Genomic DNA, 19,278 nt, shown 5'->3' on the forward strand with positions numbered 1-19,278 from the left:
AGTAGGACGCCGCCAAGCGAAGAACCACTGCCGATCATCGGTGGTGGTTTTTATTTTTCAATAAGATAAACTTGCGAATACTCCATACAAAGACAACCCGGCTCTCTAAATTGAGAACCGGGTTGTTGTGTTTTGAGGCTTCTACTTTTAGGGCATATAATAGGAGATATCCTGCTCGTTGAGTTTGACCAGGCCATCCTTAGGCTGTTTACGAAGTGTGAGGAAGCCATAGTAGCGAGGGAGCATAAGCCATATATGCCAGAACAACATAGAGACTACAAAAGAAATTGGGGACCAAGGAAGGAGAATGGCAATCAAGCACAATCCTATCCAGGTAGTATGTAACTGAACTTTCTGGAATGTCCGGTAGTTCACATGCTGATCAGGCATATAACCGATCCAGGGAAGCTTGTAGCTAAATCTCCAGCGCTTACTATAGGAGTGTAGGACAATGATAAGTACAGAACGTGAAATAGCCAATTGAAACCAAAGGATTATAGGCAGGGAAAATATAAATGAAAAGATACTTGTCCATAGAATTGCAATGATTTCGGCCAGTACACAGACTAGGGGTAACAACAGAAAAATGACGACAAGAGGCCGGGGGAACGTAACCTTCTTCAAAAGTCTGTACTGATAGAAGGTGGCCTGGCTGGTATTTTCAACGGACATGGAGTAGCAAATCCTCCTTTAAAAGATCACTTAAATAGGTAATACGTTATGTATGCCTGTCTTATTAATATATCGGATGTAATAAAGAATATTTAAGGTTTGCCCCGTACAAACACCTAAAGAAGGCCCGCTGCATACACATATAGAAACAATTGAAGGGGCTATGAAATAGGTTTAAAATAATAGAAACTGTGCCATACTGATAGTAAAAAGATAAGGTGGGATCTTTATTGGACGGGCAGAGTGAAGAAAAGTGCATCATTTGCGGCGAGCATAAACAAGAGGGCATCGTGATTGTCTCTGAATTTATCTGTGACGCATGTGAGGCTGAGATGGTTCATACAGATGTTAAGGATGATAAATACCACTTTTTCATTCACCGGATGAAACAGATCTGGTTACAGAATAATGCTTAGGCTCTGATGAAAGGATCCACTTGCGTAATAAGGGGGTCCTTTTTTGTTTGTTTTTTGCGATCATTCGGTTCTGAAATATATATTACACAGGCTTATTATACGATAAAATAGAGAGAAACCGCAGGGAAGGATTTCATATGTTATGTCTAACCGCAATGACAATATAAAGGCTCCTTTGGCAGAGGCACTATTGAGATATGTGGAAAGGAAGGATACTTCTTTTCATGTGCCTGGTCACAAAAATGGACGTGTTTTTGAACAACTTACCGGAGGATATAAGGTTCTCCGTGAAATAGCGAGTATCGATGCTACTGAAATATTCGGGCTGGATGATCTTCACCATCCAGAGGGTGTCATTGCTGAGGCACAGGAGAAGGCAGCCAGCTTCTTTGGGGCCGAAGCGACTTATTTTTTGGTTGCCGGAAGTACTGCTGGCAACCTGGCCTTGATTCTCTCGGTGTGCTCATCACCGGGAGATGTGCTTCTCGTGCAGCGCAATGTCCATAAGTCCGTGATTCATGGACTTATGCTGGCTGGCGCGAACGCCGTGTTCTTAGGGCCGCAGGCTGATGCGGCCAGCGGCCTTACGACCATCCCGTCAGCGGAGACGGTGCGTGAAGCCCTGCGCCGGTACCCTGGCGCTAAGGGCGTGCTAGTAACGCATCCGAATTACTACGGGATGGGGGGCAGTCTTGCGCCGCTTGCCGAGCTGTGCCACAGCAGCGGAATTCCGCTGCTTGTTGATGAGGCACACGGTGCCCACTTCGGGCTGCATCCTGCGCTGCCAAGGAGCGCACTCAGCGAAGGGGCAGATGGCGTCGTGCAATCGACGCACAAGATGCTGTTCGGGCTTACGATGAGCGCTATGCTGCATGTTCATGGAAGCCTGATAGACCGACAGCTGCTCTGCCAGCGGCTGGCTATGATACAGAGCTCAAGCCCCTCTTATCCCCTTATGGCTTCCCTTGATCTTACCCGAGGCATGCTGGAGGGGGAAGGTCCTTCTATTTTTGAGGAAGGGCTTCAATGCGCCGCCAAACTTCGCAGAGAGATTCGGAAACTGAACAGAGTTGGTATAGTTGATATACCGCCAGCCGTAGACGGTCTGGATTGCAGCGAAATGAACGGGAACTTGGATGGTTATACCTTACAGGACCCTTTTAAAGTAGTGATTTATGATCAATCAGGCCAGATAAGTGGCTATAAGCTGCAGGAACGTCTGGAACAGGCAGGGTGTATTCCTGAAATGAGTGACCCCAAGTATGTTGTTCTGGCACTTAGTCTGGGGACAAGCCATGACGATATAGAGAAGGTATTAGCAGTCTTGGTTAATCTTGAGGAAGAGATGAAGGGGATCAACTCCTTAAATGGACAACTTCAGAGCAGGAATCCTAATTCGGAGGCTCTGTTCGGATACAGGAGTACTTCTGATGCAGAGAAGAATATTTCTTTTACCTCTAAAAAAGAAAATGAAGTACTGACAGCTAGCAATCAAGAACTTTCCACGTGGAACATTCCCACTGATTTGGCTATCAGCACTGTGGTACCTTTTTGCATGACTCCAATAAGTGAAGCCCTGCAGGAGAAAGTATCTATTTATCAAACAGAGGGCCGGGTGGCTGCAGAGATGGTGATTCCTTATCCGCCCGGTATCCCTATATTATATCCCGGAGAGCGGATTACTGGAGAAGTGTCTCAGCTGTTAATCAAGCTGCATCAAGCAGGTGCAAAATGCCAAGGAACAGCGGATTCAACGATGAGCAGTCTAAAAGTATATAAAAATCAGAAAGTTGGAGCAGAACATGGATGTTAACTGGGGGAAATTTATCACTTTTGAGGGAGGAGAGGGGTCAGGGAAGACAACAGTCTTGAGCAGGCTTTCAGAAATGATGAAGAAACAAGGCTCTCCCTTCATGATAACCCGAGAGCCAGGTGGCATCGAAATTGCGGAGAAGATCAGAACCATTATTCTCGATCCTGCGAACACCGCGATGGATGGACGAACCGAGGCGCTGCTCTATGCTGCTGCCCGGCGCCAGCATTTAGTAGAGAAGGTTATCCCCGCACTGAAGCAAGGGATACATGTCTTTTGTGATCGCTACATTGATAGCAGCCTAGCTTATCAAGGACACGCACGTGGGCTTGGTATTGAACATATTTTATCGGTAAATTCCTTTGCGACAGAAGGGAAAATGCCTGATCTAACCTTTTACCTGGATATCGAGCCTGAGAAGGGTCTCGCAAGAATTGAGGCGAATAACGGGCGAGAGGTAAATCGCCTTGACCTTGAGGGGTTAAGCTTTCATCATAAGGTTAGAGAGGGCTATCATATGATTGCGGAGTCTTTCCCAGAGCGGATTATTGTAATTAATGCGGACAGGGATATTGAAACCGTGGTTGAAGATGTAAAAGGCCATCTCAGCGTGACTTTAAAGGGTTTTCGCGAGTAATTGTTGAATGGTATAATATTTCTATACGAATCTAAGGGGGACTGTAAGATGAAGCTGATTGTTGCAATTATCCAAGACAAGGACAGTAATCGTCTATCGGGCGCGCTAGTGAAATCCAACTTCCGTGCAACCAAGTTAGCCAGTACGGGCGGCTTTCTTCGTGCCGGAAATACGACGTTTATGATCGGGGTAGACGACAATCAGGTAGAGACCGTACTGGGTGTCATTCGCAGCAGTTGTAAGGTTCGTGAGCAGCTAGTTACTCCAGTAACACCAATGAGTGGAACTACCGATTCATATCTCCCTCTACCTGTTGAAGTACAGGTTGGTGGAGCTACCGTGTTCGTACTTCCAGTTGATCGGTTTGAACATTTTTGAACCAATTAGGAATAGTTGCCAAACCGGGATTAAGATAATTGATTAAATGAGGAATGGCGTGATATAGATTGAAAATAGAACCGGGGTACAGGCCGCTTACCAGCGGCAGGGGAGTTACAGACGGTGCGAATAAACCCGTAGCAGCCAAAAGCTTCTCAGATGCGATGCAGCAGCAAGGAGAACAGGCATCACAAGAGGAATTGAACCGCCGGGTAAAAGAAATCCAACTGCAGGGTGACCGTCTGGCACATTCCATGACGGTTCGCGAACTCAAAGCCTACCGGCTTCTGGTCAAACGTTTTCTGGAGGACACCGTTCGCCGCGGTGTCCGGATGAAAGAAGTGAAGGGCTGGGACCGGCGCGGAAGAGGAAAGAAATATAACCTGATTGATGAGATTGATTCAGCACTGCTCAGTATGGCAGAAGAACTGCTTGAAAGTGAGCAGGGCAAGATAGAACTGCTCCAGAAGATTGGGGAAATACGCGGAATGCTGATTAATTTAAGCTTTTAAGCAGAAACCCCTTCTGCGTAGAGGAAGAGAGGAACTATGTCTTTTAAGGAAATTGTCGGGCAGGAAGGGGCCAAGAAGCTGCTTCAAAATGGGCTTCGCCAGAACAAGATCTCACATGCTTATCTGTTCAGTGGACCCGCGGGAAGCGGACAGAAAGAGATGGCACTGTCCTTCGTACAAGCTCTATTCTGTACGGAAGGTGGAGATGATGCCTGCGGGGAATGCCTTGAATGCCGAAAGCTCCTCCATGGCAATCATCCGGATCTGCATTTGATTGAACCTGAAGGAAACTCCATAAAAATTGACCAAATCCGCGATCTGCAGCGGATTTTCTCTTATCGCTCGGAAAGCGGAAATTTAAAAGCCTATATTATTCAAGACGCAGAAAAGATGACTGTACAGGCGGCAAATAGCCTGCTCAAATTTCTGGAGGAACCCCCTTCTCCAGCGGTTGCCATTCTGCTGTCTGATAATGGACGAGCTCTGCTTCCAACCATTCAGTCCAGATCACAGCTGGTTCCTTTTACAGCGCTTAGTCCTGGGCTTATGATGCAGGTTTTATCCGATGAGGAATATCCGGCTGCTCTAGTCCGTGCAGCTGTACATTTAGCGGCAGGTCTGGACGCTTGTAGGGATCTGCTTAAGCAGAATTGGTTTGCAGAAATCAGAAATGTAGTGGTACAATTGGGAAAGGAATCGACGAGCAGAGCGGGTTCAACTCTAATTACTGCACAGCAAAGCGTAATGAAAGCTGGACTTGGTGATCACTTGGATGTCCTATTCGACCTGTTTCATTTGTGGTTTAAAGATATGATTCATGCCAGTTATCAAAAGCACGATAGTATCGTTTTCATAGATGAGTGGGAGTTTATCTCCAACCATGCCAGAACACGAGGCGCCGAAGAATGGATCTCCTATATGGCGCTGGCCGCAGACAGCAAGAAGAAGCTGCGGTATAATATGAACGGCCAGCTATGCCTGGAGCAGTTCCTGATTACTTTAATGGAACAGAAATGAAGCCGGTGCTTCACGGACGGCTAGTAGGACAAACTTTCTCCCACATATATGGATTGAAGCCTATGATTCAATTTGTATAGGTTTAGAATTTAGTTACCAGGTGGGTAATTCCGCCGGATTAGCACAAGCTATACGAGGGGGTTAGTTTTTGTACACTGTAGTGGGTGTCCGTTTCAAAAAAGCGGGCAAAATATATTACTTCGATCCACTCGAGCTTGCGGTGGAGAAAGAGAATTGCGTCATCGTAGAGACAGCAAGAGGGATTGAGTACGGTAAAGTGGTCGTCGGCAAGAAGACGGTGGACGAGTCGGATGTGGTGCTTCCACTGAAGAAGGTCATCCGGGTTGCAGATGGATCAGATGCCAAGGTTGTTGAGGAGAATAAGCTTGCGGCAAAGAATGCATTTGCCACATGTTTAAATAAAATTAAAGACCATGACTTGAAAATGAAGCTGGTCGATGTGGAATTTACTTTTGACCGTAATAAGATTATTTTTTATTTTACGGCTGAGGGTAGAGTTGATTTTCGGGAACTTGTTAAAGATTTGGCAAGTATCTTCCGTACAAGGATTGAACTTCGTCAAATTGGAGTAAGAGATGAAGCGAAGATGCTGGGCGGGATTGGACCATGCGGACGGGTGCTCTGCTGCTCGTCATGGCTTGGAGATTTCGAGCCTGTATCGATCAAGATGGCGAAGGATCAAAGCTTATCCTTAAATCCTACAAAGATCTCCGGTCTATGCGGCCGGTTGATGTGCTGCCTCAAGTTTGAGCATGATAATTATGAAAGTACAAAAGAAGAGCTGCCTTCCGTAGGTAAAATGGTTATCACTTCCCTGGGTGAGGGAAAAGTGGTGGGGATTAATGCCGGTTCACGGACTGTGCATGTACAGCTTTTTGAAATCGGCAAGGTTAAAGAACTTCCATTGGATGACGTGGTCATCAAGTAAACCATAGAGATGACTCTTGGGGTGGGAACTTGGAAAAAAAAGATATTTATACAAACCTGCTTGATTTGGAAACCAAAATGGACAACCTGCACAGTGAACTTGGAATTCTCAAGCTTGAAGTGAAGAAGCTGCTGGAGGAGAACCAACGCTATTCTCTTGAGAATGAACAGCTGCGCAAAGTATTGAAACGAGAAGCAGAAGCAACTGCATCTGCGTCTTCGATATCCGATAATCCTGCCGAACTCCATGAGGGCGGGGAGAATATCGATATTGTTGGCGAAGGTTATGATAACTTGGCTCGCCTTTATCATGAAGGCTTCCACATTTGTAATGTGTATTATGGACATCTGCGTACAGAGGGCGACTGCCTTTTCTGCCTGTCTTTTCTTAATAAATAACAAGCCGTAGGAGTTTATTCCTACGGTTTTTTTCAAATTTGAATGAAATGGAAGTAATCGACGAATGCAAACTGTACCGATATATGATCAAGAGCGGATAGATGATTTGCTTACCCACGACCTGCACATTATACAAAGTGATGAGGTATTCAGCTTCTCTATGGATGCCGTCCTGCTGGCAAGGTTCGCTTCCGTACCGAAGTATGGCAGAGTATTGGATCTCTGCACTGGGAACGGGGTTGTCCCCCTACTGCTAACTACAAGAACTGAAGCCCAGATTGAAGGGATTGAGATCCAGGAACGTCTTGCAGACATGGCAGAACGAAGCGTGCGGATGAATGGACTGGAGGATCGTATTACAATTAGACTCGGAGACCTGAGAGATCTGGTAGGCGAGACGGGGCATGGTGCCTATGATGCGATTACTGTAAACCCTCCGTATATGCCGCTTAGAGCAGGGGAAATCAAGCTTAACACACACCAGGCTATCGCCCGTCATGAGATTCACTGCAGCCTGGAGGAGGTTATACAAGCCTCCATGCGGCTTCTTCGAAATGGAGGCAAAGTTACGATGGTCCATAAGCCACAGCGGCTGGGTGAGATTATCTCCCTGCTCAGACAGTACCGGCTTGAACCTAAGCTTATCCGGTTCGTGCATCCACGCAAACATATGGAGGCTAATATTGTTCTAATTGAGGCGTTAAGAGACGGGAAACCGGATATGCGTATCCTTCCACCCCTTATCGTTTATCAGGAGGATGGCCAATACTGCCCGGAGATTATGGATATCTACTACGGATCAAATGAGGGAACTAAATGAATATACACGTACAGAAAAGCTTTCAGTTAGAGAGTGACCGGGAGATCGGCAAACTGTTCCTTGTAGCTACGCCTATAGGCAACCTGGAGGATATGACCTATCGGGCCGTGCGTACGCTGCAAGAGGCTGATATTATCGCTGCTGAGGATACCAGGCAGACCCGTAAGCTGCTATCACATTTTGAGATTTCACCCAAGCGGCTGCTCAGTTATCATGAGCACAACAAGACGGCAAGTGGTCCTGAGCTTGTCAGACTTATAATAGAAGGAAACGATCTGGCACTCGTCAGTGATGCTGGTCTTCCAGCCATTTCTGATCCTGGACAAGACCTGGTTAAGCTGGCACTTGAAGAAGGCATCTCCGTCATTCCGGTTCCTGGAGCCAATGCTGCACTCTCCGCATTGATTGTATCTGGACTTCCGACGGAACGGTTCCAGTTCGCCGGATTCCTGCCCAGAGATAAGAAGGATAGGGAGCGTCAACTTAGCTCTTTGCGGGATTATGAAGGAACTATTCTGCTCTATGAGTCCCCTCATCGGATTATAAAGACACTCCAGCATATTCTTGAGGTGTGTGGGGACCGGAATATCGCCATGGCAAGAGAGCTGACAAAGCGGTATGAAGAGGTAGCAAGGGGGCCGATTAGTGCTTGTCTGGGCTGGCTGGAGGAGCATCCACCACTGGGTGAGTACTGCATTGCGATTGAGGGTGCCCAGGAAGACGAAGTTCAAGAACGAAAGGGGCTCTGGTGGCAGCCGCTAACTATTGAGGATCATGTCGCACACTACGAGCAGGAAGAAGGGCTCAGCAGGAAGGATGCCATGAAAAAGACGGCGGTTGACCGTGGGGTATCCAAACGTGATATCTATAATGCTTTGCTCTAAAGAGAGAATAGGGTTAATAAAGGTAATACACACAAAAAAATGACCTTCTTCAGGCCGGATTCAGGTCCTGAAGAAGGTCAAAGGAGATATGAAAAGGTTAGAATTAACAGTTTAAGTAAATCTATTATATACTACTTTTCTTAATTTGTCACAGGTGAAGGAATCTCAGAAAGACATTCGTGACATACGATTTTACCTTTGAAGTAAGTAACATGCTCAGCATTACCACAGAAAATGCAAGCGGGTTCGTATTTCTTGAGCATGATGCGTTCTCCATCTACATAAATTTCGAGCGCATCTTTCTCTCCAATACCCAGAGTACGGCGTAATTCAATAGGAATTACCACCCGTCCCAGCTCGTCTACTTTTCTTACAATCCCTGTTGATTTCATCATAACCGATGATTGCCCCTCTCGCTATAATTTAAAAATGTCATAATTCGACACGGTTCTCTGTTTTATGATAATTATAATACCAACGATTGCCAAAACAGTCAACCTATTTAATGCTAACATGCTATATTTTTATAAAAGCCATCGTTGCTAATCCCAAACAGGGCTTTGCATCTCCCGGATATATTATTTTGACGCATTATTCGACATTTGGAAATTGGCATATTTGTATATACGACAAAATTCGACAAAAGTTGTGATGAATATTCAAAAAAAATAAAAATATTTTGGATAAGGAGAATGAGATCATGAACCATCCACTTTCTGAAGAAAAGGTATTCAAAGATCCGGTTCATAATTATGTTCATGTACAGGACGACTTGATATGGTCTCTCATCAATACGCCGGAATTTCAACGCCTAAGAAGGATTAGGCAGCTGGGGACCTCCTATTTGACCTTTCATGGGGCGGAACACAGCCGATTCTCCCATTCTCTAGGGGTTTATGAGATCACACGCAGAATTATTTCACAATTTGAACGGTCTTCTTATACGGATTGGCCGCCAGAGGAAAAGCAGGTTGCCTTGTGTGCAGCTCTTCTTCATGACCTGGGACATGGCCCCTTCTCTCATTCCATTGAAGAAGCCTTTCATATGAATCATGAGGATTGGACATGCAAGATTGTTCTCGGCGATACCGAGGTCAATAAGGTGCTCAGAAGGGAAGGCGAGGATTTCCCGGAAAAGGTAGCCTCGGTTATACGCAAAGATTACGATAAGGCGATTGTGGTCAATCTGGTGTCGAGTCCACTTGATGCGGATCGTATGGATTATCTGCTGCGGGATGCCTACTTTACAGGTGTTAACTACGGCACGATAGATATCGACCGGATTCTAAGAATGCTTCGTCCCTTCCAGGGAAGAGTGGTTGTCAAGGAGTCGGGTATGCACGCCGTGGAAGATTATTTGATGTCGAGATATCAAATGTACTGGCAGGTGTATTTCCACCCGGTTACCCGGAGTTCAGAAATTATACTGCGTCAGATTTTCCGCAGAGCGAAGGAGCTTCATCAGGAAGGATTCCACTTCAACTTTTTGCCAGACCCACTGCCAGGACTTTTTAACCGTGATTTGACTGTGGAGGAATACTTACTGCTTGATGAAGCATTGGTGCAGACCTCATTTGTGCAGTGGAGACGCGAAGAAGATGGGCTTCTGGCAGATTTATGTTCTCGATTTATCGACCGGAAGCTGTATAAATACACCGAACTGGAAATGTTAGATATGGAAATAATTGATGAAATACGCCGAGTCTTTCGAGAGTTAGGACTTGATCCTAATTATGATCTGGAAATTGATTTCCCGACGGATCTTCCCTATGATGTGTTTCGGCCTGAGGATGACTCTAAGAAAAAGCAGATTTTGCTGCTTGACCGCCAAGACAGGCTGCGCGAAATTTCGGAGGTATCTGACATTGTTCGTTCGATCAGCGGGATTCACCGCGGTAAATATCATATGTATTATCCGGAAGACAAGCTGCGTGCAGTGGTTCATATGCTGCCCAAAGATATAGCCGACTTATTTAATTTGTAATATCCCTGAAGGAGGATACTTCACAATGCTATTTGATACTCATACCCACCTAGACGCTGCTCAATTCGACGAGGATCGCGAGGAAGTTATTGCCCGCGCGGTAGAGCAGGGGGTAACCCGGATGATTAATGTCGGATTTAACCGGGAGACGATTCCCTCCACCATGAAGCTGGCGGAGACTTACGATTTCATCTACGCTGCCGTAGGGTGGCATCCACAGGATGCGATTACGATGAAAGATGGAGACTTGGAATGGATAGCCGAGCTTTGTGAACATAAGAAGGTCGTAGCCATCGGAGAGATCGGGCTTGATTATTACTGGGATACCTCACCAAAGGATGTCCAGCATGAAGTTTTCCGCAAGCAAATTGGACTGGCCCGCAGTCTAAATATGCCGATTGTTATTCATAACCGGGATGCTCACGAGGACGTGATTCGTATCCTGCGCGAGGAGAAAGCTAGTGAGGTCGGAGGAGTTATGCACTCGTTCTCGGGCAGCTGGGAGACCGCCAAGATGTGCCTGGATCTTGGATTCCATATTTCCTTCGGTGGACCTATTACCTTCAAGAATGCCAAACAGCCGAAAGAAGTGCTAAAACAGGTTCCGAATGACCGTCTTCTGATCGAGACGGACTCCCCATACCTCACTCCGCATCCATTCCGAGGCAAGAGAAATGAGTCGTCTTATGTGCGGCTTGTAGCTGAAATGGCGGCTGAGCTAAAAGGCATTTCTTTGGAGGAATTAGCTGAAATTACAACCAAAAATGCGCTGGAACGATTTGGAATTTGATGAAATCGGGAGCAAAAGCGGTGAAATAAAGAGTATTTTGAAAAGATGAATAGTTTTTAATCACTAGAAGGATGATTATTACAAAAAATTAACCAAATATTTAAAAAAACTAGTTGATTCCTGCTTTACAACATGCATACAAACAGGATAGAATCTTTTCAGTAATTGATTTGTAAGTTTTGTAAAGCGGCATGGATTTGCTAGCTATGTGAATTGAACCCATGAGATGGATTTAATTACAAAGCTATGAATCGTGCACACAGTCAATTACAAGGTTCCAAGAACCAGTCTCGCTGAATCTCCCTCACCGGAGAACGGGGGAACCAATGCGGATATTTAAGCATAAATATTCCGTGTTTGATTTCTTTACGGGTCTTTGGGGTGAATTCAAGGTCATTGCGCCATGAGCGGATGAACCAAGATAGGGCAGCTCTCTACGCCCGAACCCGACAGCTAACCTCGTAAGCGTATGAAGAGAGAGGCATACTCGTGCATCCTACATTCCTTTAGTCAGCCGGAAGCCACGAAAGAGATCCTCTTAAACTCTTTCTTTAGGCTTCTTTTTGTTTTGAATAAAGGTGATAGGGGCGTCATACAGTGGTATGACAGGAGGAGGCGCCTAACAGGCTGGAGCAGGATACGAACATGCTGCATTTCGGGCATTTCGTAAAAAACGGTATATAGTCGCGTCAAATTCTATATGAGTCGATCTTAGACGGCGGGGCTATGAAGGAGGACGTAAGAAGTGGGCTTTTTCGGACCTAAAGAAACTACCCATGGTTCACGATCATCCAGCATGTCTTACGCGTTGCGATGGAAGCAAGAGAACAAGCGTCAAATTATAGTTGGAGGAATTATCACCGTCGCATTGCTTGTCAGCGTAATGGCTTGGTTCTACACCCAGGCTGACAAGAACATTTACTTGGTTGCAGATGGCAATACGCAGTCTACCGGTACACCGGAGACGAAGCCAGATCAAGTGCTGGAACAGCAAGAAGCTAACCTGAATGCAGAAGGCCAAGGTTCACTATCTTTGAGCGGCACTTTTCAAGATGGGAATCAACTCTTCATCGACCGTGTGGTTCCGGTTAAGGTCACAGCGGATGGTGTGACTAGTCAGCACCTGACTACGGCGGAGAATGTTCAGGAAGCTATATCCAAGCTGGGCGTATCTGTATCAAGCGAAGACAAAGTGTATCCTTCCTTGAACAGTCCGATTCAATCGGACCTGCATATTCGTATCGTCCGGGTTGATAGACATACCCTGAAGAGAACGGAGAGCATCCCTTACACCTTTGTTAAGACTTCAGATCCTTCTCTGGAGAAGGGCAAGACCAAGTTGGTCCAGAAGGGCCATACAGGTGTTGTGGTTCAGGAAATCGAAAAGGTGTATCAAGATGGCCAGTTGGTGTCGAAACGGTTAGTTAATAAGTCCGTGGAGAAGCAGCCATCAACGAAAGTATTGGCTGTAGGCACGAAGCCAAAGACCCAAGTTCTAGCAGCGAGCATTGACCGTTCCAACCAGGCTGTGAAGATCAGTCAGAACAACAGCGTCAAAAAGGGCGGCGTGCAGTTCAAATATAAAAAGGTGCTGAAGAACGTATCCTTGACTGCGTACTCTTCCGAAGAGAGCGGCATTGGTACCAAGACAGCCTCTGGAGCCCGCGTAAGCGAAGGAAGAACCATTGCGGTGGATACCAGTGTGATTCCTATGGGTTGGTGGGTCTATATTGAAGGCGTGGGCTTCCGCAAAGCGGAGGATACCGGCAGCGCCATTAAAGGCAACAAAATCGATGTGTATTATGATAGTTTGAAGGCTGCAAATAACTTCGGACGCAAAAAGGGACGTACTGTCTATGTTATTGGCCCTGTCAAACCGGAATTGAACTAATCCATTCTGTACCGACATTTACTTTGAACGTGGAATAAGGTACCATAACAGATGGTGAATATGTACATGATAAGAAGAGGAGCCTTCCTCTTCTTTTTGTTATTCTGGGTGGATTGATCCAGTGACAGCACAGCCTAAGAACGCAATATGGAGATTCAAGAAAGCTGATTAATGTATATATCGTAATATTGACACTGGTTTTTAAGGGGTTCCCAGGAATTAACTGAACAGGCGCCGAAGGGTGCTTTTCTTTATATTATAAGCTGCTATGGAAAGGATGGCGTCCATGATTAAGGAGGTCATTGTAGTAGAAGGACGGGACGATACGGTTGCCATCAAGAGAGCGGTAGAGGCCGATACGATCGAGACAGGCGGGTCAGCCATTGGCCCTGCTGTCATTAAGAAGATCAAGCTGGCACAGGAGCGCCGGGGAGTTATTATTTTTACAGACCCGGACCATGCCGGAGAACGCATACGAAAGATTGTGGCTGCCAAAGTCCCTGGATGCAAGCATGCTTTCCTGACGGAAGCAGAAGCTACTTATCGGGGGGATATCGGAGTGGAGAACGCTTCGCCTGAGACGATTCGTGAGGCGCTGTCCAGGGTTCGCAGTGAATACGATGGAGAAGAGACGCTTATCGACTTTAATGACCTGATTGAAGCAGGGTTGATTGTGCATCCTAATGCTGCCGCAAGGCGTCACTTCATGGGCGAGCTGCTGGGGATAGGGTACTGCAATGGAAAGCAGTTCTTTAAGCGCCTGCGTATCTTTCAGATCAGCAGAGAAGAATTCGCTGCAGCCCTTCATCAATTAGAGGAAAAAGGAGTATACCCCGAATGAGCAGGATGGAAGATATATCAACCCCGAAGCGGACGAAGGAAATTATTCAGCGGCATGGTTTTGCATTCAAGAAAAGTCTGGGCCAGAACTTTCTTATAGACCAGAATATCCTGTCCAAGATTGTAGGAGCTGCTGAGCTGGATGAAACGAAAGGTGCGCTTGAAATCGGGCCTGGTATAGGTGCATTGACTCAGAAGCTTGCTGAAACCGCAGGCAAGGTCACTGCTGTAGAAATCGATCAGAGGTTGATTCCGATTCTGAAGGAAGTGCTTGAGCCCTATCCTCATATCCGTATCGTGCATGGAGATGTTCTGAAGCTGGACCTAAGGACGTTAATTGAGGCGGAATACGCAGGACAAAGCGGCGTCAGTGTTGTGGCCAACCTCCCCTATTATGTAACAACGCCGATTATTATGAAGCTTTTGGAAGAGCATCTGCCGCTTGAGAATATTGTGGTGATGATTCAGAAGGAAGTGGCGGAACGCATGGCCGCTGCACCGGGGGGCAAGGAATACGGCAGTCTGAGTATTGCGGTTCAATATTATTGTGAGCCTGAGCTGGTCTGCATTGTTCCTCATACCGTGTTCATTCCGCAGCCGAACGTAGATTCAGCTGTCATTCGTCTAAAAGTTCGTAAAGAGCCGCCAGTTGCGGTTGATGATGAAGCGTTCTTTTTTGACGTAGTACAAGCCTCGTTCGCGCAGCGGAGAAAGACGATCTCCAATAACCTCAAAGCCCGGTTCTTCGCAAAGGAAGGCCGTGAAGAGCTGGAGAGACTGCTTCAAGAGGCGGAGATCCTGCCATCGAGACGCGCAGAGACTTTGAGTCTTCACGAATTCGCAAGGCTCAGCAATGTGCTGATTCGGGCAGGGCTGAAATAGCTTGGCCTTAGGAACCAAACTACACGTTTGCCCATACGATGAGTCTAGAGGTGATGGACTTGACGAATTTGGGAGACCTGGTTGTGCGCCGATCCTACGGAGGAGATGTTACCTTCCGAGTGGAATCCATGACACGCAGCCAAGCAATCATTAAAGGAACTGAATTTCGGTTATTGGCGGATGCTCCGCTTATGGATCTGGTAAGAGTAGAGCGTCCCGTACCCTCTGAGAAGTCCCAGCGGGCCAGAGTGAAGGCCACGGAATCGCTGGAGCGGCTTCAGAAGGATCGGAAGGACCAGGACGAACGCAATCAGGCTGAGTTGATGCATGAGCTGCATTCGCTGAGTGGCCCTGCCTATTTCGAGGTGCCAGGGAAGGTGCTGCATTTGGACGGAGATCCGTCCTATTTGAAGAAGAGCCTTGATCTTTATGAAAAGCTGCGTGTTCCTGCGGATGGTTACTACGTCCAGGAACCTGCCATGGCGGATGCCCTGCGCAGCCTGCTGCCGAGGGTACGACCGGATATTCTGGTCATAACAGGACATGATGGTGTACTCAAGGGTCTGATTAACCAGGACCTGTACAATCTGAACAGTTACAAAAACTCACGCAGCTTTGTAGAGGCGGTGCAGGTGGCTCGTCAGTATGAGCGCGGCTTTGATGCACTGACGATTGTCGCAGGGGCCTGCCAGTCCCATTTTGAGGCGCTGCTGCAGGCAGGAGCTAATTTTGCAAGCTCACCGGCCCGCATTCTCATTCATGCGCTGGACCCTGTATATGTGGCTGCAAAGGCCTCTTTTACCCCGATACGGAATACGATTCATATCACAGATGTGCTAAATCATACCATCAGTGGTATTCAGGGAGTAGGAGGAATTGAGACCCGAGGCAGCTACCGGATTGGTCTGCCTAGACTTCGGGATCTTTCAACTCTAAAAGTGGTTCCTTCAGCCAACTAACTCGTTCTTAAGTTGATATGTTATATAGGTCCCGGGATACGGGGCCTATTTTATTTTGTATGGAATTTTAATTAAATTCAGGTATTCTGCATAAGCTAATTAGGTCAGTCCAAAGTATTTTACCCCGACATAACAAGGGTTTAGCTAGGCCTGCAAAAAAAATCGTTGACAATCGTTTTTTACCCTTGATATAATTGTTTATTTTGGTTTGACAAAGTTGTCGGTTGGTAGTATAATGGACAAGAAAGAGGTGGTCATAGGTAATGGCGAAAAATGCGCTGTCAGAAATTAAGAACAATCTCGAAGCTCACGTTGGACAGAAGATTCTGCTGCGTGCGAACGGGGGTCGCCGTAAGACCGTTGAGCGCACTGGTGTTCTAGAGGAGACCTATCCCTCTGTCTTTATTGTCAAGCTTGACCAAGAGCAGCAGACTTTCAAACGCGTATCCTATAGTTATGCCGATATACTTACCGAATCCGTTGAAGTCACGATCTGTGATGATAATGCAGACAGCGAGATGAGGATTTCGTATATTAAACCTTAGAACATCATGTTATACAGTTTACAAGCGGTCTTGACGCTACGTCAGGCTGCTTTTTTATTGGGGTTGAAGACCTGTCCGAAATTGGCTGCAGATTCTGTGAATGAGATCCGGGAGGCGCGTTATACTAACAAGGTTCCTTACTCATAGATCTTAAAGGAGGGCCTCTCATGTCGCGCAGAAGACGCAGTGTCATGTCCGAAGACCTGAAGGTGGAGCTTGCCAAGGATCTGGGCTTCTACGATACCGTGCAAAAAGAGGGATGGGGCGGAATCAAAGCCAAGGACGCAGGCAATATGATTAAAAGGGCCATACAATTGGCGGAACAGTCCGCATCCCGCAATTCGTAAACACCCAAAGGCTCCTCCATGCTTATGGAGGGGTCTTTTGTCTCTATTCCACTGCATAAATAAGACTTCATATAAAGTTTTTGTTATAATGAACAAAATAACCTTGCAGTGCCTATGGAATGAGCCCGGAGCTACGGGGTTCAAGCCATCTAGACGGAAACTTAAGAGTGGGTGAACGCCTTGAAGATTTACGAAAAAGCACCGGCGAAGATTAATCTTATGCTGGATGTCCTACATAAACGGCCTGACGGCTATCACGAAGTGGAAATGATTATGACGATGGTCGATTTAGCTGATCGACTGGAGATGAAGGAGTTGCCGAGGGATACGATTATCATCTCCAGCCAGGTCGGTTATATCCCGCTGGATGAGAAGAATCTGGCATTCCAGGCAGCGAAGCTGATTAAAGAGCGGTATCAAGTGTCCAAAGGGGTATATATCCATCTGGACAAGAAGATTCCTGTAGCTGCCGGTCTGGCCGGGGGCAGCAGTGATGCGGCTGCTACGCTTAGAGGACTTAATCGATTATGGGATCTGAACATTCCGTTAGAGGAACTGCAGGCACTAGGAGCTGAGCTTGGCTCCGATGTTCCTTTCTGTGTAACTGGAGGGACCGCTCTAGCTACAGGGCGAGGGGAGCAGCTTACCCCTCTACCAGGTCCTCCTCAGTGCTGGGTCATCCTCGCCAAGCTGCCGATTAATGTATCAACCGCCGAGGTATATGGACGCTTCCGAAGCGATAAGATCCAGAAGCACCCCTCTGCGCGGCGTATGCAGGAAGCTATTGAGCAGGGATCGTTCCCTGCTGTATGCAGCGAGCTTGGCAATGTGCTTGAGGATGTAACGCTGCAGATGCACCCGGAGGTGGCTCAGCTGAGAGAGACGATGATTCGGCTCGGTGCTGATGGGGTGCTGATGTCAGGCAGCGGGCCTACGGTATTCGGCTTGGTGTCCAAGGAGTCCAAAGTGGCCCGGATATACAACGGCCTTCGAGGCTTCTGCAAAGAAGTGTATGCCGTGCGCCTGCTCACATAAGCTGAGAGGACTTCGTGCAACATTTTTTGGACATAACCGTACAAAGATGGTATATTTTCATTAAAATATTCGGATTTTATAGATTAGGAACTCGGGGTTAGACGTGATCCGGGTTCTATCTATTTAGCGAGGGGTCTTTCGTGAAAAAATTAAAAAGAAGCGCCAGATTGGTGGAAATGACCCAGTATCTGTTACTCCGCCCACATCACCTGATTCCACTAACTACATTTGCAGAACGATATGGAGCAGCCAAGTCCTCTATAAGTGAAGATCTGTCGATCATCAAAGAAGTTTTTGAAGAAGAAGGTATGGGGGATCTGCTGACTCTTGCCGGTGCAGCCGGGGGCGTAAAGTTCATTCCTAAAGTCGGGGAGACGCAAGCACGGGAGTTTATTGATCAGCTGTGCGGCATGCTGTCTGACCGGAATCGCATACTGCCAGGCGGCTATTTGTATATGTCAGACTTACTGGGTCTTCCAAATCTGATGAACGAAGCGGGGCGGCTGTTCGCTACCGTATTCGCTAATCAGAATATTGATGTCATTATGACTGTAGAGACAAAGGGGATTCCGCTTGCCTATGCCACCGGAGCCCAGCTTAATCTTCCGGTTGTGCTGGTACGCCGGGACCATCAGGTAACTGAAGGGTCTGCCGTAAGTATTAACTATGTCTCAGGCTCGCATAAGAGTCTGCATACGATGACGTTGTCCCGCCGGGCACTGAAAGAGAATTCACGTGTACTGATCGTGGATGACTTCATGAAGGCTGGAGGCACGATTCAGGGCATGGTCGACCTGCTCGCTGAATTTAACGCTACCGTAGCCGGCGTAGGGGTCCTTGTAGAGTCAGGGGAAGTGGAGTCCGAGCAGCGTCTGCTCCATGATTATGTATCCCTGGCAACGTTAACGGCGGTTGATCCTAAAGTGAAAGAAATTGTAGTTCAGCCGGGCAATTATTTCAGCAAATTTGATGCCAAATAGATTTTGTCGAATATCCCAAATATCTTAGCAGATTCTCACGAATTTAGTCGAAAAGGTTGTCTTGCAAAAAAAATTCCTTAATTTAGGGCTTTTTGTTCGCCAAAAAAGAGGATTTCCGTCTGCAATGTGGAATATTACACCAAGTCTCTGATGGAAAAAGGTGGTGAACACATATGCAAATTACGGATGTAAGACTTCGCCGTGTAAGCTCAGAAGGCAGAATGAAAGCAATCGCATCCATTACCATCGATAACGAATTCGTTGTTCATGACATTCGCGTCATCGACGGTAATAATGGAATGTTTGTCGCTATGCCTAGCAAGCGCACACCGGACGGTGAATTCCGGGACATCGCTCATCCGATTTCTTCCGGTACCCGTGAGAAGATCCAAGCTGCGGTCCTCGCTGAGTATGAACGCGCTGCGGTTGAAGAGGAAGAAGAAGTGATCGTTGAAGGGGCTTAAGATTCAATCTGTATAGGAGTTATGTCTTATCTTATTGGGGTTCAAGAAAAGAGGGCCATGTACTA

At 46.8% G+C, this 19,278-nt stretch carries 23 protein-coding genes and 1 riboswitch; of the genes, 21 read left to right on the forward strand and 2 right to left on the reverse strand.

Annotated features, from left to right (window positions below; genetic code table 11):
• Positions 1-147 precede the first annotated feature (147 nt).
• Positions 148-672 carry a hypothetical protein gene (locus tag EJP77_RS19980; protein WP_127201029.1) on the reverse strand — a complete coding sequence of 175 codons (525 nt, stop codon included), beginning with the start codon at positions 670-672 and terminating at the stop codon, positions 148-150.
• A 230-nt stretch (positions 673-902) separates the two neighbouring features.
• Here EJP77_RS19980 and EJP77_RS19985 point away from each other — a divergent pair, with 230 nt between their 5' ends.
• The 10 genes from EJP77_RS19985 (at position 903) to rsmI (ending at position 8,496) form a co-directional block, all read left to right on the forward strand.
• On the forward strand, positions 903-1,088 hold the full coding sequence (locus tag EJP77_RS19985; protein WP_127201030.1) for a sigma factor G inhibitor Gin: 186 nt from the start codon (positions 903-905) through the stop codon (positions 1,086-1,088).
• Positions 1,089-1,230: 142 nt separating this feature from the next.
• Positions 1,231-2,901 carry an aminotransferase class I/II-fold pyridoxal phosphate-dependent enzyme gene (locus tag EJP77_RS19990; RefSeq protein ID WP_127201031.1) on the forward strand — a complete coding sequence of 557 codons (1,671 nt, stop codon included), beginning with the start codon at positions 1,231-1,233 and terminating at the stop codon, positions 2,899-2,901.
• Complete coding sequence (gene tmk, locus EJP77_RS19995) at positions 2,891-3,538, forward strand: dTMP kinase (RefSeq protein ID WP_127201032.1); 648 nt, start codon at positions 2,891-2,893, stop codon at positions 3,536-3,538. Before EJP77_RS19990 ends, tmk begins: the two co-directional genes overlap by 11 nt.
• Before the next feature lie 48 nt (positions 3,539-3,586).
• A complete protein-coding gene (locus EJP77_RS20000; protein WP_068621674.1) occupies positions 3,587-3,916 on the forward strand; it encodes a cyclic-di-AMP receptor in 330 nt (109 codons plus the stop codon).
• A gap of 68 nt (positions 3,917-3,984) precedes the next feature.
• Entirely contained in the window at positions 3,985-4,428 is a 444-nt protein-coding gene (locus EJP77_RS20005) for a YaaR family protein (RefSeq protein WP_127201033.1), read from the forward strand.
• 36 nt (positions 4,429-4,464) lie between these two features.
• Positions 4,465-5,445: a DNA polymerase III subunit delta' gene (gene holB / locus EJP77_RS20010; protein WP_127201034.1), complete on the forward strand. Its 981-nt coding sequence runs from the start codon at positions 4,465-4,467 to the stop codon at positions 5,443-5,445.
• Between the two features lie 148 nt (positions 5,446-5,593).
• The gene (locus tag EJP77_RS20015) at positions 5,594-6,394 is read left to right on the forward strand and encodes a PSP1 domain-containing protein (RefSeq protein WP_127201035.1); all 801 of its coding nucleotides are present in this window, start codon (positions 5,594-5,596) and stop codon (positions 6,392-6,394) included.
• Between the two features lie 77 nt (positions 6,395-6,471).
• A complete protein-coding gene (locus EJP77_RS20020) occupies positions 6,472-6,792 on the forward strand; it encodes an initiation-control protein YabA (protein WP_425464269.1) in 321 nt (106 codons plus the stop codon).
• A 64-nt stretch (positions 6,793-6,856) separates the two neighbouring features.
• Positions 6,857-7,612: a tRNA1(Val) (adenine(37)-N6)-methyltransferase gene (locus tag EJP77_RS20025; RefSeq protein WP_127201037.1), complete on the forward strand. Its 756-nt coding sequence runs from the start codon at positions 6,857-6,859 to the stop codon at positions 7,610-7,612.
• Positions 7,609-8,496 carry a 16S rRNA (cytidine(1402)-2'-O)-methyltransferase gene (gene rsmI / locus EJP77_RS20030; RefSeq protein ID WP_127201038.1) on the forward strand — a complete coding sequence of 296 codons (888 nt, stop codon included), beginning with the start codon at positions 7,609-7,611 and terminating at the stop codon, positions 8,494-8,496. Before EJP77_RS20025 ends, rsmI begins: the two co-directional genes overlap by 4 nt.
• A 140-nt stretch (positions 8,497-8,636) precedes the next feature.
• Here the strand turns inward: rsmI and EJP77_RS20035 are convergent, their stop codons facing one another.
• Positions 8,637-8,891, reverse strand: coding sequence for an AbrB/MazE/SpoVT family DNA-binding domain-containing protein (locus EJP77_RS20035; protein WP_127201039.1), 255 nt, complete (start codon positions 8,889-8,891; stop codon positions 8,637-8,639).
• Positions 8,892-9,196: 305 nt separating this feature from the next.
• Here EJP77_RS20035 and EJP77_RS20040 point away from each other — a divergent pair, with 305 nt between their 5' ends.
• The 11 genes from EJP77_RS20040 to spoVG all read left to right on the forward strand — a co-directional run bounded on the left by EJP77_RS20040 (position 9,197) and on the right by spoVG (position 19,213).
• Entirely contained in the window at positions 9,197-10,480 is a 1,284-nt protein-coding gene (locus EJP77_RS20040) for an HD domain-containing protein (protein ID WP_127201040.1), read from the forward strand.
• Between the two features lie 25 nt (positions 10,481-10,505).
• A complete protein-coding gene (locus EJP77_RS20045; protein ID WP_127201041.1) occupies positions 10,506-11,270 on the forward strand; it encodes a TatD family hydrolase in 765 nt (254 codons plus the stop codon).
• A 281-nt stretch (positions 11,271-11,551) separates the two neighbouring features.
• A riboswitch (cyclic di-AMP (ydaO/yuaA leader) is annotated at positions 11,552-11,754 on the forward strand.
• A gap of 261 nt (positions 11,755-12,015) precedes the next feature.
• Entirely contained in the window at positions 12,016-13,161 is a 1,146-nt protein-coding gene (locus EJP77_RS20050; protein ID WP_127201042.1) for a resuscitation-promoting factor, read from the forward strand.
• 286 nt (positions 13,162-13,447) lie between these two features.
• Positions 13,448-14,002 (forward strand): ribonuclease M5, encoded by a 555-nt coding sequence (gene rnmV / locus EJP77_RS20055; protein ID WP_127201043.1) that lies wholly within the window; start codon positions 13,448-13,450, stop codon positions 14,000-14,002.
• On the forward strand, positions 13,999-14,883 hold the full coding sequence (rsmA, locus tag EJP77_RS20060) for a 16S rRNA (adenine(1518)-N(6)/adenine(1519)-N(6))-dimethyltransferase RsmA (RefSeq protein ID WP_127201044.1): 885 nt from the start codon (positions 13,999-14,001) through the stop codon (positions 14,881-14,883). Before rnmV ends, rsmA begins: the two co-directional genes overlap by 4 nt.
• Positions 14,884-14,936: 53 nt before the next feature.
• Entirely contained in the window at positions 14,937-15,842 is a 906-nt protein-coding gene (gene yabG, locus EJP77_RS20065) for a sporulation peptidase YabG (RefSeq protein ID WP_127201045.1), read from the forward strand.
• 263 nt (positions 15,843-16,105) lie between these two features.
• Positions 16,106-16,387 (forward strand): biofilm formation stimulator Veg, encoded by a 282-nt coding sequence (gene veg / locus EJP77_RS20070; RefSeq protein WP_127201046.1) that lies wholly within the window; start codon positions 16,106-16,108, stop codon positions 16,385-16,387.
• Positions 16,388-16,554: 167 nt separating this feature from the next.
• Complete coding sequence (locus tag EJP77_RS20075; protein WP_068621700.1) at positions 16,555-16,734, forward strand: small, acid-soluble spore protein, alpha/beta type; 180 nt, start codon at positions 16,555-16,557, stop codon at positions 16,732-16,734.
• 180 nt (positions 16,735-16,914) lie between these two features.
• Entirely contained in the window at positions 16,915-17,769 is an 855-nt protein-coding gene (gene ispE, locus EJP77_RS20080; RefSeq protein WP_127201047.1) for a 4-(cytidine 5'-diphospho)-2-C-methyl-D-erythritol kinase, read from the forward strand.
• Positions 17,770-17,909: 140 nt separating this feature from the next.
• Positions 17,910-18,749, forward strand: coding sequence for a pur operon repressor (purR, locus tag EJP77_RS20085; protein WP_127201048.1), 840 nt, complete (start codon positions 17,910-17,912; stop codon positions 18,747-18,749).
• A gap of 173 nt (positions 18,750-18,922) precedes the next feature.
• Positions 18,923-19,213 (forward strand): septation regulator SpoVG, encoded by a 291-nt coding sequence (spoVG, locus tag EJP77_RS20090; protein ID WP_127201049.1) that lies wholly within the window; start codon positions 18,923-18,925, stop codon positions 19,211-19,213.
• The last annotated feature ends 65 nt before the right edge of the window (positions 19,214-19,278 follow it).

The organism is Paenibacillus zeisoli, from assembly GCF_003994465.1.
Classification (GTDB): domain Bacteria; phylum Bacillota; class Bacilli; order Paenibacillales; family Paenibacillaceae; genus Fontibacillus; species Fontibacillus zeisoli.

Excerpts from the sequence above, each read along its gene's own strand:
- EJP77_RS19980 (WP_127201029.1), bottom strand. The coding sequence starts at position 672 with ATGTCCGTTGAAAATACCAGCCAGGCCACCTTCTATCAGTACAGACTT.
- EJP77_RS20025 (WP_127201037.1), top strand. The coding sequence starts at position 6,857 with ATGCAAACTGTACCGATATATGATCAAGAGCGGATAGATGATTTGCTT.
- EJP77_RS20000 (WP_068621674.1), top strand. The coding sequence starts at position 3,587 with ATGAAGCTGATTGTTGCAATTATCCAAGACAAGGACAGTAATCGTCTA.
- tmk (WP_127201032.1), top strand. The coding sequence starts at position 2,891 with ATGGATGTTAACTGGGGGAAATTTATCACTTTTGAGGGAGGAGAGGGG.
- EJP77_RS20040 (WP_127201040.1), top strand. The coding sequence starts at position 9,197 with ATGAACCATCCACTTTCTGAAGAAAAGGTATTCAAAGATCCGGTTCAT.
- EJP77_RS19990 (WP_127201031.1), top strand. The coding sequence starts at position 1,231 with ATGTCTAACCGCAATGACAATATAAAGGCTCCTTTGGCAGAGGCACTA.
- spoVG (WP_127201049.1), top strand. The coding sequence starts at position 18,923 with ATGCAAATTACGGATGTAAGACTTCGCCGTGTAAGCTCAGAAGGCAGA.
- rsmI (WP_127201038.1), top strand. The coding sequence starts at position 7,609 with ATGAATATACACGTACAGAAAAGCTTTCAGTTAGAGAGTGACCGGGAG.
- EJP77_RS20020 (WP_425464269.1), top strand. The coding sequence starts at position 6,472 with ATGGACAACCTGCACAGTGAACTTGGAATTCTCAAGCTTGAAGTGAAG.
- EJP77_RS20075 (WP_068621700.1), top strand. The coding sequence starts at position 16,555 with ATGTCGCGCAGAAGACGCAGTGTCATGTCCGAAGACCTGAAGGTGGAG.
- rnmV (WP_127201043.1), top strand. The coding sequence starts at position 13,448 with ATGATTAAGGAGGTCATTGTAGTAGAAGGACGGGACGATACGGTTGCC.
- holB (WP_127201034.1), top strand. The coding sequence starts at position 4,465 with ATGTCTTTTAAGGAAATTGTCGGGCAGGAAGGGGCCAAGAAGCTGCTT.
- yabG (WP_127201045.1), top strand. The coding sequence starts at position 14,937 with ATGGACTTGACGAATTTGGGAGACCTGGTTGTGCGCCGATCCTACGGA.
- veg (WP_127201046.1), top strand. The coding sequence starts at position 16,106 with ATGGCGAAAAATGCGCTGTCAGAAATTAAGAACAATCTCGAAGCTCAC.
- rsmA (WP_127201044.1), top strand. The coding sequence starts at position 13,999 with ATGAGCAGGATGGAAGATATATCAACCCCGAAGCGGACGAAGGAAATT.
- EJP77_RS20045 (WP_127201041.1), top strand. The coding sequence starts at position 10,506 with ATGCTATTTGATACTCATACCCACCTAGACGCTGCTCAATTCGACGAG.
- EJP77_RS20035 (WP_127201039.1), bottom strand. The coding sequence starts at position 8,891 with ATGATGAAATCAACAGGGATTGTAAGAAAAGTAGACGAGCTGGGACGG.